Annotated in this window: 10 protein-coding genes and 1 tRNA gene; 1 reads left to right on the top strand and 10 read right to left on the bottom strand. The window is 65.1% G+C overall.

All coding sequences use genetic code 11. The features are described from left to right. Positions 1–10: 10 nt before the first annotated feature. The 6 genes from AAFU51_00980 to AAFU51_00955 form a co-directional block, all read right to left on the bottom strand. Positions 11–96: transfer RNA gene (locus tag AAFU51_00980), tRNA-Ser, on the bottom strand. A 136-nt stretch (positions 97–232) separates the two neighbouring features. After that, the gene (gene truB / locus AAFU51_00975; protein MEO1569819.1) at positions 233–958 is read right to left on the bottom strand and encodes a tRNA pseudouridine(55) synthase TruB; all 726 of its coding nucleotides are present in this window, start codon (positions 956–958) and stop codon (positions 233–235) included. A 60-nt stretch (positions 959–1,018) separates the two neighbouring features. Then, complete coding sequence (locus tag AAFU51_00970) at positions 1,019–1,963, bottom strand: FkbM family methyltransferase (protein ID MEO1569818.1); 945 nt, start codon at positions 1,961–1,963, stop codon at positions 1,019–1,021. Positions 1,964–2,189: 226 nt separating this feature from the next. Beyond that, on the bottom strand, positions 2,190–3,641 hold the full coding sequence (gene gatA / locus AAFU51_00965) for an Asp-tRNA(Asn)/Glu-tRNA(Gln) amidotransferase subunit GatA (protein ID MEO1569817.1): 1,452 nt from the start codon (positions 3,639–3,641) through the stop codon (positions 2,190–2,192). Between the two features lie 104 nt (positions 3,642–3,745). Further along, complete coding sequence (locus tag AAFU51_00960; GenBank protein ID MEO1569816.1) at positions 3,746–6,943, bottom strand: lamin tail domain-containing protein; 3,198 nt, start codon at positions 6,941–6,943, stop codon at positions 3,746–3,748. Between the two features lie 61 nt (positions 6,944–7,004). Further along, positions 7,005–7,328: a hypothetical protein gene (locus tag AAFU51_00955; protein MEO1569815.1), complete on the bottom strand. Its 324-nt coding sequence runs from the start codon at positions 7,326–7,328 to the stop codon at positions 7,005–7,007. Between the two features lie 539 nt (positions 7,329–7,867). Here AAFU51_00955 and AAFU51_00950 point away from each other — a divergent pair. After that, positions 7,868–8,803 carry a glycosyltransferase gene (locus tag AAFU51_00950; protein MEO1569814.1) on the top strand — a complete coding sequence of 312 codons (936 nt, stop codon included), beginning with the start codon at positions 7,868–7,870 and terminating at the stop codon, positions 8,801–8,803. Positions 8,804–8,812: 9 nt separating this feature from the next. On the opposite strand, the gene AAFU51_00945 is transcribed toward AAFU51_00950, so the two are convergent. From AAFU51_00945 to AAFU51_00930, 4 genes are all read right to left on the bottom strand, one after another. After that, entirely contained in the window at positions 8,813–10,081 is a 1,269-nt protein-coding gene (locus AAFU51_00945) for a pitrilysin family protein (protein MEO1569813.1), read from the bottom strand. A 146-nt stretch (positions 10,082–10,227) separates the two neighbouring features. Further along, on the bottom strand, positions 10,228–12,501 hold the full coding sequence (gene pnp, locus AAFU51_00940) for a polyribonucleotide nucleotidyltransferase (protein ID MEO1569812.1): 2,274 nt from the start codon (positions 12,499–12,501) through the stop codon (positions 10,228–10,230). Positions 12,502–12,858: 357 nt separating this feature from the next. After that, positions 12,859–13,125 (bottom strand): 30S ribosomal protein S15, encoded by a 267-nt coding sequence (gene rpsO, locus AAFU51_00935; protein ID MEO1569811.1) that lies wholly within the window; start codon positions 13,123–13,125, stop codon positions 12,859–12,861. A gap of 336 nt (positions 13,126–13,461) precedes the next feature. Continuing rightward, a complete protein-coding gene (locus tag AAFU51_00930; protein MEO1569810.1) occupies positions 13,462–14,418 on the bottom strand; it encodes a bifunctional riboflavin kinase/FAD synthetase in 957 nt (318 codons plus the stop codon). Positions 14,419–14,579 lie beyond the last annotated feature (161 nt).

Genomic DNA, 14,579 nt, shown 5'->3' with positions numbered 1-14,579 from the left:
CGGTTCGCGGCGGAGGGGGAGGGATTCGAACCCCCGGTACGCAAAGCGCACAACGGTTTTCGAGACCGCCCCGTTCGACCACTCCGGCACCCCTCCGGGGAGAACATACGCACTCGCGAGCCATGCTGCGCGGGCGGTATGCGTCATGTATCGACAGACGAGAAAACTACGGGCAGGTCCTGCTTCCGGCCGCGGCGTCTCGTCGAAGATTGCCCGAAACGATTGCCAGTGCTCAGTCCCCTTGACGGGTTGCTGCCTCCAGGCCTTCTATGGTCCAGGCATCCGCTACTCGGTGTTCACCGATGGCCTCGCGACGTAGCGCCACGAGGTGCCCTCCAGCGCCGAGTGCTTGTCCGAAATCGTGGGCCAGGCTGCGGATGTAGGTTCCCTTCGAGCACGCTACCTCTATGTCGACATCGAACGTGCCTGGCTTCTCCTGGCGTGCCTCGCCGACCTGAAAGCGGGTCACGGTAACGCGGCGCGGTTTGATCTCGACATTTTCGCCGCGGCGGGCCTTCTTGTAGAGCCGCTCGCCGCCCTGCTTGATCGCCGAGTAGATGGGCGGCACCTGGTCGATCTCGCCGAGGAAGTGCTGTCGCGCCTCTTCCATCTCCGCAGCCGAGGGCGCGCCGTGCATCGACACGACGTCTAGGATCTCCGCTTCGGCGTCGTACGACGCCGTTGTCTCGCCGAGGCGAATGGTGCCGGTGTACTCCTTTGGCAGACCCATGAAGCGGTCCTGCTCGCGCGTCGCAGCACGCCCAACCAAGCAGATGAGCAGGCCCGTCGCCATCGGGTCGAGCGTGCCTGCGTGGCCGATCTTTTTTATGCCGAGGAAACGCCGCAGCCGTCGGATGACGCCAAACGAGGACAGCCCCTTTGGCTTATCGACAAGGACGGCATATCCGGGATCGGTTGGGATCGGCTGCCCGGCGGTGAGAATGTGGAGATCTGACATGGCCTACGGGTTGACCGCAAGCTACGTCTTCACGCGTGCCCCCGCGTCTCCCCCCTCGCGCTAGGCGACTGCTGGCACGCGGACTAGCTCTCCCCGCGTAGCCGGTTCCGCACGACGAGTGCGAACGGGAAGGAGGCGTTCGGCTTCCGCGACCTTGCTTCCGTGGACAGCGATCACGTCGTGGCTCCAACCGTTGATGCCGCCGGAGCGCATGACCATGTTGGCAAGTGGACGCCGAGGGATGTTGAAGAAGACGTAGCCATGGCGCCGTAGCAACTGCACGGCCTCGTCGTTGCCGCCGTGGTGGCCTGCCCGGTTCAGTTCGAGCAATATGAAGTGCGGCCCGACATGGTCGAGAAAGCGCGCGGCTCCGCGGAGCACGGTCGGTTCATAGCCCTCCACGTCCATCTTGACGAGCCGAGCTTGGTCCACGCCGAGCTCTTCGAAGTAGTTGGTGGCATTGAGCACCGGGACACGCACGCGTTCGCCCTCAGTCCCCGCTTCCACGACGAGCGACGCCGCGCCGTAGTTGTGGCTGGGGATAAACAGGTCGAGGTGCGCCTCCTCATCGCCCAAAGCGAGGTTGTGGATGTGCAGATTGCCCAACCTGTTTGCCTGTACCGAGGCCTCCATCAGGGAAACAAGTTGGGGCTGCGGCTCAAAGGCATGCACGCGGCCGTGAGGACCGACAAGCCCTGCGGCGTAGTGCGAGACGAGCCCGACATTGGCGCCGATGTCCAGCACGGTGTCGCCGGGTCGGAGAAGGCGCTGCAGGACCCAGGTGATCTTGGGATCGAGATCGCCGAAGTAGTACACGGCGCGCCCGACGAACTCGGTAAGCGGGACGCGAAGCGTCATGCCGTTTCGGAGGCGCGCGTCCTGGATGCCATCGCCCTCCACAGCCCAGCGGCAGAGTCGTGAACGAGAGAGTTGACCGCACCCAGTCTGGAGCGGATAGAGGTGGCCGAGGGCAGCGAGACCGTGCCGGAGGAGGGGGCGAAACATGGAGGTGCGGTGAGTTTGGTGGTAGCCTCCCCTGCTCACAAATGCGACGCCAAGTAGAGAAATCTAGTCTCAGTATCGCCACTGATATTCGGCTCGTTGCCTATCACCCGGCGGCGTCGTTATGCCTAGGTTCCGCTTCGCCTTGTCATCCCAAAGTCTGACGTCCCCCTGTGGCATCTCCAACCGGCAGGAGCGAAGCCCATCCGGTGCACCTGCTGGGGCGTTCCTACCGGCCCAACGACGCCCCGACGCGAAGCAGCGTCGCTTCGTCAAACCAGCGGCCGAGCAGTTGGACACCGACCGGCAGTCCAGCAGCCTCGTGTTCTTCCGGCAACGGCGTCCGGGCCGGCACCACGAGGCCTGGGATGCCAGCGAGGTTGGCTGGGACCGTGTAGACATCGGAGAGGTACATCGCCAGCGGATCGTCGAGGTTGGCCCCGATGCGGAACGGTGCAGCGGGAGTTGCGGGCGTCAAAAGCACGTCGCACCGATCAAAGGCGGCCTCGAAGTCGCGACGGATCAGGGTACGGACGCGCTGCGCTTTCTCGTAGTACGCGTCGTAGTAGCCCGCCGAGAGCACGTAGGTGCCGAGCAGGATGCGGCGCTTCACCTCGGTGCCAAACCCTTCGGTGCGGCTTGCGGTGTACATGTCGTCTAGCGAGGAGCCCGCTGGCAGGGCCGCGCGGTGGCCGAAGCGCACGCCGTCAAAACGTGCGAGGTTGCTCGACGCCTCGGCCGTAGTGAGCACGTAGTACGTGGCAATCCCAGCGTCGGTCATCGGCAGCGATACGTCCACGAGGGTCGCGCCAAGGTCTTCGAGGCGTGCCGCTTGCGCTTCCACAGCAGTCCGAACCGCGGGGTCGAGGCCCTCGGCGAAGTACTCCCGTGGCAACCCAACGCGAACCCCTTCGACTCCACGGTCCAGCCGGGTCGCGAAGGGTGGCACGTCGTGCCGCGCACTCGTCATGTCGTGGGCATCGCCTCCAGCCATGACTTCCAACAACCGGGCAACGTCCTCAGTCGAGTGAGCGAGCGGTCCCACGCAATCGAACGACGACGCGAAGGCGACGAGCCCAAAGCGGCTGACGCGGCCGTAAGTCGGCTTGAGCCCCACGACGCCACAGAACGCAGCTGGCTGCCGAATCGAACCGCCGGTGTCACTGCCGAGTGCCGCATGGCAGAACCCTGCCGCCACCGCTGCGGCGCTGCCGCCCGACGACCCACCCGGCACCCTGTCGAGGGCGTGTGGGTTGCGGACTGCCCCGAAATAGCTCGTCTCGTTGGAGGAGCCCATGGCGAACTCGTCGCAGTTCGCCTTCCCAATCACGATGGCGCCCGCTTCCATGAGCCGCTGGACGGCCGTCGCAGTGTAGAGTGCGCGGAAGCCCTCCAGCATGCGGGATCCGCAGGTCAACGGCTGCCCTTCGATGCTGAGGTTGTCTTTGACGGCGATCACCATGCCAGCCAGCGGCATCGTAGTTCGGTCGAGGGTGCCGGCGGCCTGCAGCGCATCCAAGGCGCGTGCCTGTGCGAGGGCATCCTCCGCGCAGACTGAGAGCAGCGCATTGACTTGTCCATTGAGCGCGTCGATCCGAGCCAGGAACCCGTCCACGAGCCCCTTGTGGGTCACCGCACCAGAACGCAGGCGGTCGAGGTCAGCGGCGAACGAGGCAGGCATGACGGAGCGTCAAAGGTGGGTAGCATAGGCAGAAGCATCCAAAATACCGCGCCCGCCCCGACGTCGAACCGGGGCGGGCGGGCCCTGCGTGTGCAAGCCGTCGATCAGCGCACAAGCGTCACACGTCGGGTCTCGACGAACTGCTCGCCGGCCACGCGGATCACGTAGAGGCCGCTCGCCCACCCACTGCCGTGAACCTCAATGCGGTGGGTGCCTGGAGGCTGCATACCATCCGTGAGCACGGCGACGCGTCGGCCCAACGCATCGAAGACCTCGGCCCGGACCGTCTGGGCATCGGCGAGCGTGAGCGTGAACTCCGCAGTGGGGCTGAAGGGATTCGGGTAGACCTCGCTCAAGGTGTAGCCGCGCGGCAACATGTCGTCGCTGTTCGCAACGCTGCCGTCGGCCACGCGCAGGACGAAGCGCGGCGCCTGACCGCGAGCGTCATCCTGCAGCCATGAGGGCGTCGCGCGCAACGAGGACGGCAACACAAGTTCTGCCTGGCGGTGCTCCTGGGTCGGCAACGCACGTGCGCCAACAGGCTTGCTCGTGAAGGCGTAGAGCGAATCGGAACGCAGATCCACGACAGTACCCGTCATTCGGTCTTCGAGTTCGAGGCGCCACGTGCCGGGGACGTTGTCGAGGAGCGGCCAGGACAGCGTGAATGCGCCTGAGATGTTGGTGGTGAAGTCGAGCTCAACCTCGAAGTCTGTGGCTTCCAATGGTCGAGAGTCCACGGCCCGTAGAATGGATTTGCCCGCCCGCTCGCCGACAAACGCTAGGGTGCCAAAGGCGCCACCGAGCGGGTTAAGCTTGGACCCATCGAACGGATCGGCGCCGACCTCTGCCCCAGGCATCCACTGCAGGACCGTTGCGACATCCAGGGTGCCCACGTTGTTCGCAGCGTCCCGGCCGCTCAGCTTGAAGCCAAGCCGCCGCCGTTCGAGCGAAGCGTACCGCCCGTAGAAGACGCCCCCCTCTGAATCGGTGTCGGCGACAGACACATCGACCGTGTTGGAGCCGTCCGTGTTCTCGACGAAGAAGCCTTGCCAGGTGGCCATCAGGTCAGCAGCGGTGCGCGAGAATACGCGGTAGGCCCCCGTCCCGCCACCGTCCTCGGTGAACGGGTCCCACACCTGGACGACATCGCTCAGGGTGCCACTCCCTCCGGACTGCGACACGCCCGAGAGCGCAAGCGAGTTTTGGTAGGGATTGCCAGCGAGGTAGAATTCCCCGGCCGGGATCGTGAACGTAACCGGCCCAGCGGGCTCGCTACCTACGGCCGACAGCGTGTACGGCATCGGGGTACTACTGCTCGCGCTCAACGACAGGTCGAGGTCGTAGTGGTACCAGATGAAGCCGCGTCCGGGGACGAACTCATAGTCCGTTCCGTCCGTCGGCGTGCCAACCCCACTGTCGTCGTTGGTGTCCGTGCCGGGCTCTACGAAATCGAGCGTCGCGTCCGGAGTCCCTGGCGCATAGAGCGTGTAGATGTTTGCTGCGTCGGTGTCGTCGTCGAAGTAGCCGTCGACGCCCTGGACGAGGTTCTGGGCGGCGAGGTCGGCCAGGGTGACGCCGGTGGAGGGCACCGAGAGCATGTACCAGCCAACGTCGAGGGTGTCGGCGGTGCCGCGCTGGCCGCCGAGCGTCATCGAAGCCGCCGTCGCCGCGGTGTTGCCGAACGCTCTTGGGGAAGCGAAGCTGCCGTCGGCCTGCTCGGTCGTGGCATCTACGAACACGCGCTGCGCGCCCTGGGGCGTCCCGCCGGAATTCGTCCGCGTGTCGGTGAGGAGCCCGTCGGCGGGCACCAGCGAGAGGGCCCGGAGTTCACGGCCGACCTCGGCCCCATTCGGGTTGCCGTCGCTGATCGTGACTTGCGCGATGACGGTACTCCCCGACTTGATGATGATCTGGTCGTCACCGTTGTCGAGGTTGGGATCATCAGTCAGGTTGCAGGTCGTGTCGCCGCCGTCGTCGCACACGTTGGCGTCGCACACCACACCACCGAGGATGATATCGCGGTTGCAGAGTAGCGCGAAGCTGTCGCTGCCCGTACCGGGCTGGAGGATGATTGAGGGGAATGTGAACGACTGTCCGTCATCGTCCTCGAAGGTGAGCCCGGTGAGGTCGAGCGCGGACGAGGTCGTGTTGTACAACTCGATGTATTCGCCCGCTTCGACACCGCTCGACGAGTCGGGGTCGGCCATAAACTCTGTGATGACGAGGTCGCCAGGGCTGAAGACGCCGCCATCGTTGTCCTGAATTGTGAGGGTGAACGTACTGGGTGTACTCACCGTGGCGCCCTCCCCGCCTGACGCGTTCTGAAGCGTAAAGACGAGGTCTTCGTTGCTCTCGACGGTCATGTCGTCTGTCACGGTCAGGGTCACCGTCTCATTGGCGCTGCTGCCCGCAGCAAACGTGACCGTTTGGGTGGTGTAGCTCCCCACATCGGCCGCGTCGCCCGAGGTGAGTGCCACCTCGACCGTCGTTGCTGTAGTCCCGGATGGATTGGCGATGCTGACTGTGAGGTCTGTGGTACCGACCCCCTCGCTGACCGAAGCGCTCGTGCCTACGAGTGCGACGGTCGTGGTGACCGTCGCCGAGAGTTCTACGCTGAGGTCGTCCAGCGCGAACTCGTCGCGCGAGCCGCTGCCGCTCACGTCTGCACTCGCGAACTCCAGATACAGGCAGTCGCCACTCGCTACCACCACGGGGAACGTGGTTGACCGCGCCGTCACGACCCAGGCGGGCATCGCGTCATCGGCCTCGGGCGAGACTACTTCGGTTCCGGGCACGGCCGTGTAGCTACCTGGCTCCGTGCCGCACGTCCCGACGGCATACCCCAGCGCGCCGAACGAGTTCGACCTACCCTGGTCGTTATAGACGTGCACCTCGTACTGGATGGTCGCCGAGGCCGAAGCCGAGCCCGCGTTGTTTTGCGCCTGGACGACGTAGGTCCCCGGCGTGAAGTCGTCGCCGGTGGGCTGCACACCCCAGGCGATGTCGCCGGAGGCTACCTCGGCAGCATAGATGCCGCCTGTGCCCACGCCGCCCGTGTTCGTGGTGCCGGTGAAGTCGCTACTGGTTTGCGTCCCACCGAAGGTGAGCGTTCCCCCGTTGAACCCCGTAGCGATGAAGTTGTCCGAGTCTAGTTGTCCTGCGGCTGGACTGGGCGCGAAGCCGCTGCCGTCGAACGTGTTGAAGTCTTCCGTGACGGGGGTTTCCAGGGCAGTGATGTCAAGCTGGGCGTGCGCAGACATGGAGAGTCCAACGCTGACGAGCACCAAGAGCAGAGTACGCATGGCAGTGCGAGGTAGAGCAAGCGATCGGTAGCCACTGCTGGGGGCACGCGGCGAGACGGGCCTAGTGGCTAGAGGAGCGGCGGAGACGGCGGGCGGCGTAGCCAGCTCCCGCCAAGGCAAGGAGTCCGAGGCCACCGTCGACAGGTACGACAGGAGGCGCGCCAGGCAATTCAGGTCCGAGCATATCGTCTTCCTCGAAGAAGGGATCGAACTCTGGGGCGACAGCCTCGGGGTCCGCCTCGTAGTACGGGGTCGGTTCGGACGGCCGCGCCCAGTCGGGTAGTGTTTGCGCGAGCGCAGACGGGACGCAGAGGAGCAGCAGCGCCAGGACAGCAACGGACACGCGCGTCGCCAACCAAGCCCGCCGCGTAGTGAAACGCAGCATGGCGGATGCAGAATGGTGGAGTGAGGTGGTAGCGCGGAAGACTAGCATCCAGCCACCCAGAACTCCAAAGCACGCATGTTATGGCTACGCTACGACGGAGAAGTTCGCGCAGTCTCCCCACGAGGCTGTCGTCTGCGACGTGAGCCCCGGCGTCATTGAGTGGGCCTCGCTTGTCTTTGCGCCCCTCCTTTCCGCTCGGTGGCTGACGTCCAGTTGGTTCCCAGGAGTGGCCCGCCTACTTTGCAGACGCCACTCTCTGCCCGTACAAACTCATGCCTCCGATGCTCCGCGTTGGCGTTTACCTCGCTGACCAGAACCCTCATCGTGACCGCTCGCTCGGCATCAGCACCGTTACTCAGTCCATTTTGGAAGGGCTGAGCGCAGAGCCGAACCTCAGGTTGCAGGCCTGGACATCACGCTCGGCGCTTCGTCCAACAGCCGATGTACCAACGCGTGCCTTCCCATTTCGGACAGACCAGGTTGGGCCGCGGCTGCTCACAGACCTCTTCCACCCTTGGCTAATCCCCGCCCGCCCAGATGTGTGGTTCTATCCGAAAGGCTACCTCTCCCTACTAGCTCGGCCAACGCGTCCTGCACTCCTCCTCATCCACGACGCCATCCTCGACTTTTATCAGCGAACGTACCCGGAAGACCGGCCTGCGGCAAGCTACACGTACTGGCTACGCGTACTTGAGCGCAGCCTGCGGCGTGCTGACCGGATCGCCACGGTGTCGGAAACATCGAAGCGGCAAATCGAGGACTTTGCCGAGCGCCGCGGCTTTCGCCTGCCCGCCATCGATGTCGTGTATGCGGCCTGCCACTACGAGCACGTCACGCCTGCCTATGCTTCGAAACAGGACTACGTGCTGCACCTGGCCTCGGACGCGAAACACAAGCGCACCCGACGTCTCTTGGATCTCTGGCGGCTGGGCCTCGCCGCTCAGCGCGACCTGCCACGCCTCGTGCTCATCGGCGCCTTGTCGGAGGAACTCGCCGCCTACGCCCGCGCCACCACGCACGTCGAGGTGCTCCCCCGACAACCCGAAGCATCGCTCGTTGCCTACTATCAAAATGCACGCGCAGTCCTCGTGCCCTCGGAGATCGAAGGCTTCGGGTTACCCGTCCTGGAGGCCTATGCGCTAGGCACCCCTGCGTGCTACACCTTGGGCACGTCGATGGAAGAAGTGCTGGCGCCCTACACCTCCGTAGGTGGGTTCGATCTCGACGTCCCCGACTCGTTTTGGACCGCCCTGGACGCAGCCCTGTCGATGAAGCCTGCCGACATCGAGGCCATTCGGCTACCCCTTCTGGAGCGCTACTCCAAGTCACGGCTCTGCACCCACATCACCGCCGCACTCAAACGGACGGCCGAGCATCCCGCGCGCGCGCGCCAGAGCACCCCGCGCCAGAACATCCATCGTCCCGTGGAGCCTGGCAGTACGATTCTGACGAGCACCGCGCAGGCCGTCACTTGACGCGTATCGCTACGCGCCCTTTTCGGGGACGATAGCAATTGATGACAGCCGGTCTTGCCGGAAGAGCGCGGCCGCGACATCGCGGACATCGTCCGCTGTCACCGCGTCCACGTGTGCGATCACGTCGTCGAGCGTGAAGTAGCGCTCGAAGGCAAGCTCGACCTTGCCCATGCGCATCATGCGGTTGGACATGCTCTCCAGCCCGAGCATCATCGAGCCCTTGAGTTGGGTCTTGGCGCGGTTGAGCATCCGATCACTCACGCGCCGCGTGGCCAGCTTGTCGAGTTCGCGCTCGACCAGGTGCCGAGCACGGTCTACCTTGCCCGCGTCCACACCGATGTAGACGCCGAAGTCGCCTGCGTCGGCAAGCATGTTGGCGAACGAGTAGACACTGTAGCAATAGCCGTACTTCTCTCGGATGTTCTGACTGAGGCGGCTCGACATGCCGCCGCCGAGGATCGTGTTGAGGATGGACACCGCTGTGCGGCGCTCGTCTTGCAGTCCCCACGCGCGCGTTCCGACCACGAGGTGCGCTTGCTGGATCGGTCTGGTTTCAACGACGCGACGCGGCGCATAGCCATTGACAGGCGCACGGTCAACCGGCACGAGCGCGCGGTCGAAGCCCGCCGTGAGCTTGCGAACGAGCGCAACGACGGCGCCGTGCTCGACGTTGCCCGCGACCGAGACCACGAGCCGGTTCGGCGTATACCGCGTCTCGACGAACGCCCGGAGATTGTCCCGGGTGAAGCTGCGCACGGTCTCCGGGGTGCCCAACACAGGCCAGCCAAGCGGGTGGTCGGGGTAGATCGTCGCCTCGTAGTGGTCGAAGATCAGGTCCTCAGGCGCATCGGCATACATCTTGATCTCTTCCAGCACCACGTCCTGCTCTTTCTCGATTTCCTTCTCCGGAAAGACTGGATCGAGGGCAAGGTCGAGGACGACATCGAGGGCGCGGCCGAGGTGCTCGTCGAGAGCGCGGGCGTAGTAGCAGGTGTACTCTTTCGACGTGAAGGCGTTGAGGTAGCCGCCGACGGCCTCCATGCGCTGCGCGATGTGATGGCCCCGGCGCCGCGTGGTCCCCTTGAAGACCATGTGCTCGATGAAGTGGGCCAGCCCGGCCTCCTCGGGCGCCTCGTCTCTGCTGCCCGCGCCAATCCAGACTCCCACGGAGATGGAGCGCACCGACGGAATCTGCTCCGTCACGACACGCAGGCCATTGGGCAGGATCGTGCGTTCGAATACAGGATAGCCGAGGTCGATGGAGGAGGTGAGTTGCATCAAGACGAAGTGCTCCAGGAGAGGTGCGTGGCAGGGTTCGGCAATTCCGCGGACCGAAGTGTATGCCACAAGTGGGCCCGATACAGAACGCCCCGGAGGCGGGTTCCACCTCCGGGGCGCTCAGGCTTTGCAGCGTGGCTCAGCGCCTAGTCGCGGCGACGGCCACCGCCACCACGACGATCGCCACGGCCACCGCCACGACGATCGCCACGGCCACCGCCACGGCTGTCGCGACGCTCACGACGCTCGCGCATCGCGGCCTTCTCCTCCTCGGTAGGCTCGGGGAGGAACGGCTTGTGGCTCACGCGGAGCTTGCCGCCGTCGCGGACCTCGATCAGCTCGACCTCGATGCGGTCGCCGATCTGGACGATGTCCTCCGGGCTGTTGACATAGCCGTGGGCCATCTCCGAAACGTGGAGGAGGGCCTCCTTGCCCGGCATCAGCTCCAGGATCGCGCCGAAGGGCAGCATGTTGATCACCTTCGCGTCGTAGCGGTCGCCCACTTCGGGGACCGACACGATGCCCTTGATGACCTCGATGGCCTTCTCGGCACCCGGGCCTTCCTCAGCCGCGATGGTGACGTAGCCCTTGCCGTTCTCTTCGGCGATGTCAATCTTGGTACCCGTCTCGGCTTGGAGGCCGCGGATGTTCTTGCCACCCGGCCCGATGATCTCGCCGATGAACTCGGCGTCGATCACGATCTGGAAGAGGCGCGGGGCGTTCGGCGCGAGGTCGCCACGGGCCTCGTCGATGGTCTTCGCCATCTCGCCGAGGATGTGGTCGCGACCCTGCTTAGCCTGACTGAGGGCCGTCTCCATCGTCGAGCGCTGGAGCCCGTCGATCTTGATGTCCATCTGGCAGGCCGTGATGCCGTCTTCGGTGCCGGTGACCTTGAAGTCCATGTCGCCGAGGTGGTCCTCGGTACCGAGGATGTCACTCAGGACCGCCACGCGGTCGCCGTCGGCGATGAGGCCCATCGCGATGCCCGCGACCGGCTTCTTGATCGGCACACCGGCGTCCATGAGGGCGAGCGAGCCGCCGCAGACCGACGCCATCGACGACGAGCCGTTCGACTCGAGGATGTCCGAGAGGACGCGTACCGTGTAGGGGAACTCCTCCTCGGTGGGCAGCATCGGCTTGAGGGCGCGCTCGGCGAGGTAGCCGTGGCCGATCTCGCGGCGGCCGGGGCCGCGCAGGAACTTCGCCTCGCCCGTCGAGAAGGGCGGGAAGTTGTAGTGCAGGTAGAACCGCTTGTCCTGGGTGTCGAAGACTTGGTCGACGGCCTGCACGTCGCGGCCGGTCCCGAGCGTGACGGACACGAGCGACTGCGTCTCGCCGCGCGTGAAGATGGCCGAGCCGTGCGCTTTGGGTAGGTAGCCGATTTCGCTCCAGATGTCGCGCACCTCGTCGGTGGCGCGCCCGTCGAGGCGACGGCCTTCGCCGAGGATCATCTCGCGCATGACCTGGCTCTCGGCCTTCGAGAAGGCCTTCTTGGCGTCGCCGTAGGAGTAGGTGTCCTTGTACAGCTCGACGCCCTGCTCGCCGTCCTCGTTGATCTCGAAGAGGGTGTTCAGGAGGTCGGTGCGGATGTCGCGGATGCCGCCGTAGAAGGTGGCCTTGGCGTAGGGCTTGCGGAGGTGCGCTTCGACGGCGTCTTTGACGCGGCCGTAGATGTCCGCCACGAGCGCCGGGTCGGGCGCGGTCGTGGTGTACTCCATCGGCTCGATAACACCGCGGTCGGCCTCGTACTTGGCGCGCAGTTCCTTGATGCCGGCGATGATCGTCTTGATGGCGTTGTGGGCGAAGTCGAAGGCGTCCATCATGTCGGCCTCGGAGACTTCGTCCATCTCACCCTCAACCATCACGAGCGCGTCTTCCTTGCCCGCGACCACGAGGTCGAAGTCGCTCTCGGCGCGCTCCGACTTGGTCGGGAACAGGACGAATTCGCCGTCGACGCGGCCCACGCGGACGTGCGCGGTCGGGCCGTCGAACGGAGCGCCGGTGACGCTGAGCGCCGCCGAGGCCCCGACGCCACCGAGCATGTCGGCGTCGATCTCGAAGTCGGCGGAGTAGACGCCGGTGATGATCTGGACCTCGTTGATGAAGCCGTCCGGGAAGAGCGGGCGGATCGTGCGGTCGATGACGCGGCTCGTGAGCACCTCCTTGTCCGACGGGCGGTTTTCGCGCTTCAGGAAGCCGCCGGGGAATTTGCCCGCGGCGGAGTACTTCTCGCGGTAGTCGACCGTGAGCGGGAAGAAGCTCTGGCCCTCGCGCACGCCGTCGGCAACGACGACGGTGGTGAGGACCATGGTGTCGCCCATGCGGACGACGACGGAGCCCGTCGCCTGCTTGGCGAGCCGGCCCGTCTCGATGTGGATGGTCTTGCCACCCACTTCAATGGTTTGCGTAATGGCGTTCATGCTGTGCGGCATTGCGGGCGCACACGGTCACGTGTGCGGCCTGTTGGGTGATGCACCGCGCTAGCATGGCTAGCAGCCTGGGCCCGCGTCCTACGTCGGCTTCTGGCAAGAGCGAACTCTCGCAGAGGCGGACGCCGGGAATCAGTTTCAAACGAACGATGGCCAGAACGAGTGGCCGTGCTGGAGATCGCTCGGTGGGAACTGACTGCCGGAACGGGGGCGATGGCGGTGCGGTGCGGGACGGAGCGCCTTGCTCCGTTTCTTAAGATATCGCTTTCAGGTTGAGGCATCCCCGACGGGACGACCTTGACCTAAAACGAGCGCGGCGGCTCCTCAGGTGAGAAGCCGCCGCGGGGGCTATTTACGGATGCCCAGTTCCTTGATGATGGTTCGGTACCGCTCAATGTCGCTGGCCATCAGGTAGTCGAGGAGACGACGGCGCTTGCCAACGAGCTTGAGCAGGCCGCGCCGGGACGTGTGGTCCTTCGGGTTCTGCTTCATGTGCTCCGTCAGCTCGACGATGCGGTCAGTGAAAATGGCGATTTGGACTTCCGGCTTACCGGTATCCTGCTCGTTTGCCCCGAACTGGGCGATGAGCTCTTGCTTGCGTGTTTTGGTGATCATGCCACCTCGTTAGATGCTACGATGCTAAGGAAGTGGACGGGCGGAGCGGAATTCGTCAGTCGGGGTCGGGGAGGACTCGCCGGTGGGGAGCGAAGTCAGCATGCTCGTCGCAGGTGAAAGTCTACGCCGCCAAGGTCGTGCCGTTCGTCACAGGGGCACGCCTTTGTGCGAAGAAGCGCCCAAGATAGCGGTCCGCCCCGTATGATCCAACCGCCCTTCAGCCCCGCCCCGCCATTGCACACGTGGTAGCTGTCAAGACACTGCCACACGCGGAGCTTCTGGATACGAGCCGGCGTCAAGCGGTCGGCTAACTCCGCAGCTAGCCTATAGCCTGGTCTATCCCGCCAGAATCGCATGGCTCGCCGCCCGGTCACCCTCAAGCTGAATCCGGATCGCATCAATCCCATCGAAGCGACGCTCGTCACGGATGCGGGCGATGAGGTGTACGCGGAGCCGCTCGCCGTAGAGGTCGCCTTCGAAATCGAAGAGGTGCGCTTCGATGCGAACAGCATCGTCGTCTTCGAAGGTGGGGCGATATCCGATGTTCATCATGCCTCCATAGCGCACCGTTTCTTGCTTTGCGCCCTGCGCGGTCCCCTCGTGATCGACCCAGACTGCGTAGACGCCCGGCTTCGGGATCAGCTTACGCGCTTCCTCGGGCTGGATGTTGGCCGTCGGAAAGCCGATAGTCCGTCCGCGCTGGTCGCCGCGCACGACGGTGCCCGCGAAGCTGTAGGGCCGCCCCAGCAGCTCGGTGGCCTTCGCTGCGTCGCCGTCGTTGAGGAGGGCGTTGCGGGCCTTCGTCGAGCTGACCGTCACGCCTGCGACGATCTGTTCGGGGATCACATCGACCGTGAAGCCGTGGGTGCCACCGAGGTTTTCGAGTAGCGCGCGGTCGCCGCGTCGGTTGCGACCGAAGCGGTGGTCGTAGCCGATCACGATCTCGCGGAGGCCGACGGTTTCGATGAGCACGTCGCGGACGTACGCCTCTGGCTCCAGCAGCGAGAGATCGCGCGTGAACGGGAGCACGACGAAGCGGTCGAGGCCAAGTGCTTCGAAGGCGTCGGCGCGTTCAGCGAGCGTTGTCAGCAGCGAAACCGGCTTTGCGGCGAGCACCTCGCGCGGGTGCGGATCGAACGAGACAACGGTGGCCACACCTCCGGTTTGGCGGGCGTGCATGACGAGGTACTCCACGATGGCTTGGTGGCCCGTGTGGACGCCGTCGAACGTGCCGGTGGTGACCACGGAGCGGTCGTCGCGGCGGATCTGGGGAGAGCCGAATTGGCGCAGCAAAGCGAAGCGGTGGATTGGGTGGCTGAGCGCCGAGAAGGTACCGCGTCCGGTTGCGCTCCGACACCGGGCATTACGACCCGGCGGGCGGTTTTCCTACACGCTGCCGGTCCGAGAGCGTGGCGTGCGCGCCGACGTGGCTGAGTAGCCTGTCCCCTCACAGG

The sequence above is a fragment of the Bacteroidota bacterium genome, from assembly GCA_039821555.1.
Classification (GTDB): domain Bacteria; phylum Bacteroidota; class Rhodothermia; order Rhodothermales; family Rubricoccaceae; genus JBCBEX01.
Note: the sequence above shows the minus strand (reverse complement) of the source record. Positions and strands in the feature narration are given on the sequence as shown.

Excerpts from the sequence above, each read along its gene's own strand:
- AAFU51_00960 (MEO1569816.1), bottom strand. The coding sequence starts at position 6,943 with ATGCGTACTCTGCTCTTGGTGCTCGTCAGCGTTGGACTCTCCATGTCT.
- AAFU51_00945 (MEO1569813.1), bottom strand. The coding sequence starts at position 10,081 with ATGCAACTCACCTCCTCCATCGACCTCGGCTATCCTGTATTCGAACGC.
- truB (MEO1569819.1), bottom strand. The coding sequence starts at position 958 with ATGTCAGATCTCCACATTCTCACCGCCGGGCAGCCGATCCCAACCGAT.
- gatA (MEO1569817.1), bottom strand. The coding sequence starts at position 3,641 with ATGCCTGCCTCGTTCGCCGCTGACCTCGACCGCCTGCGTTCTGGTGCG.
- pnp (MEO1569812.1), bottom strand. The coding sequence starts at position 12,501 with ATGAACGCCATTACGCAAACCATTGAAGTGGGTGGCAAGACCATCCAC.
- AAFU51_00970 (MEO1569818.1), bottom strand. The coding sequence starts at position 1,963 with ATGTTTCGCCCCCTCCTCCGGCACGGTCTCGCTGCCCTCGGCCACCTC.
- rpsO (MEO1569811.1), bottom strand. The coding sequence starts at position 13,125 with ATGATCACCAAAACACGCAAGCAAGAGCTCATCGCCCAGTTCGGGGCA.
- AAFU51_00955 (MEO1569815.1), bottom strand. The coding sequence starts at position 7,328 with ATGCTGCGTTTCACTACGCGGCGGGCTTGGTTGGCGACGCGCGTGTCC.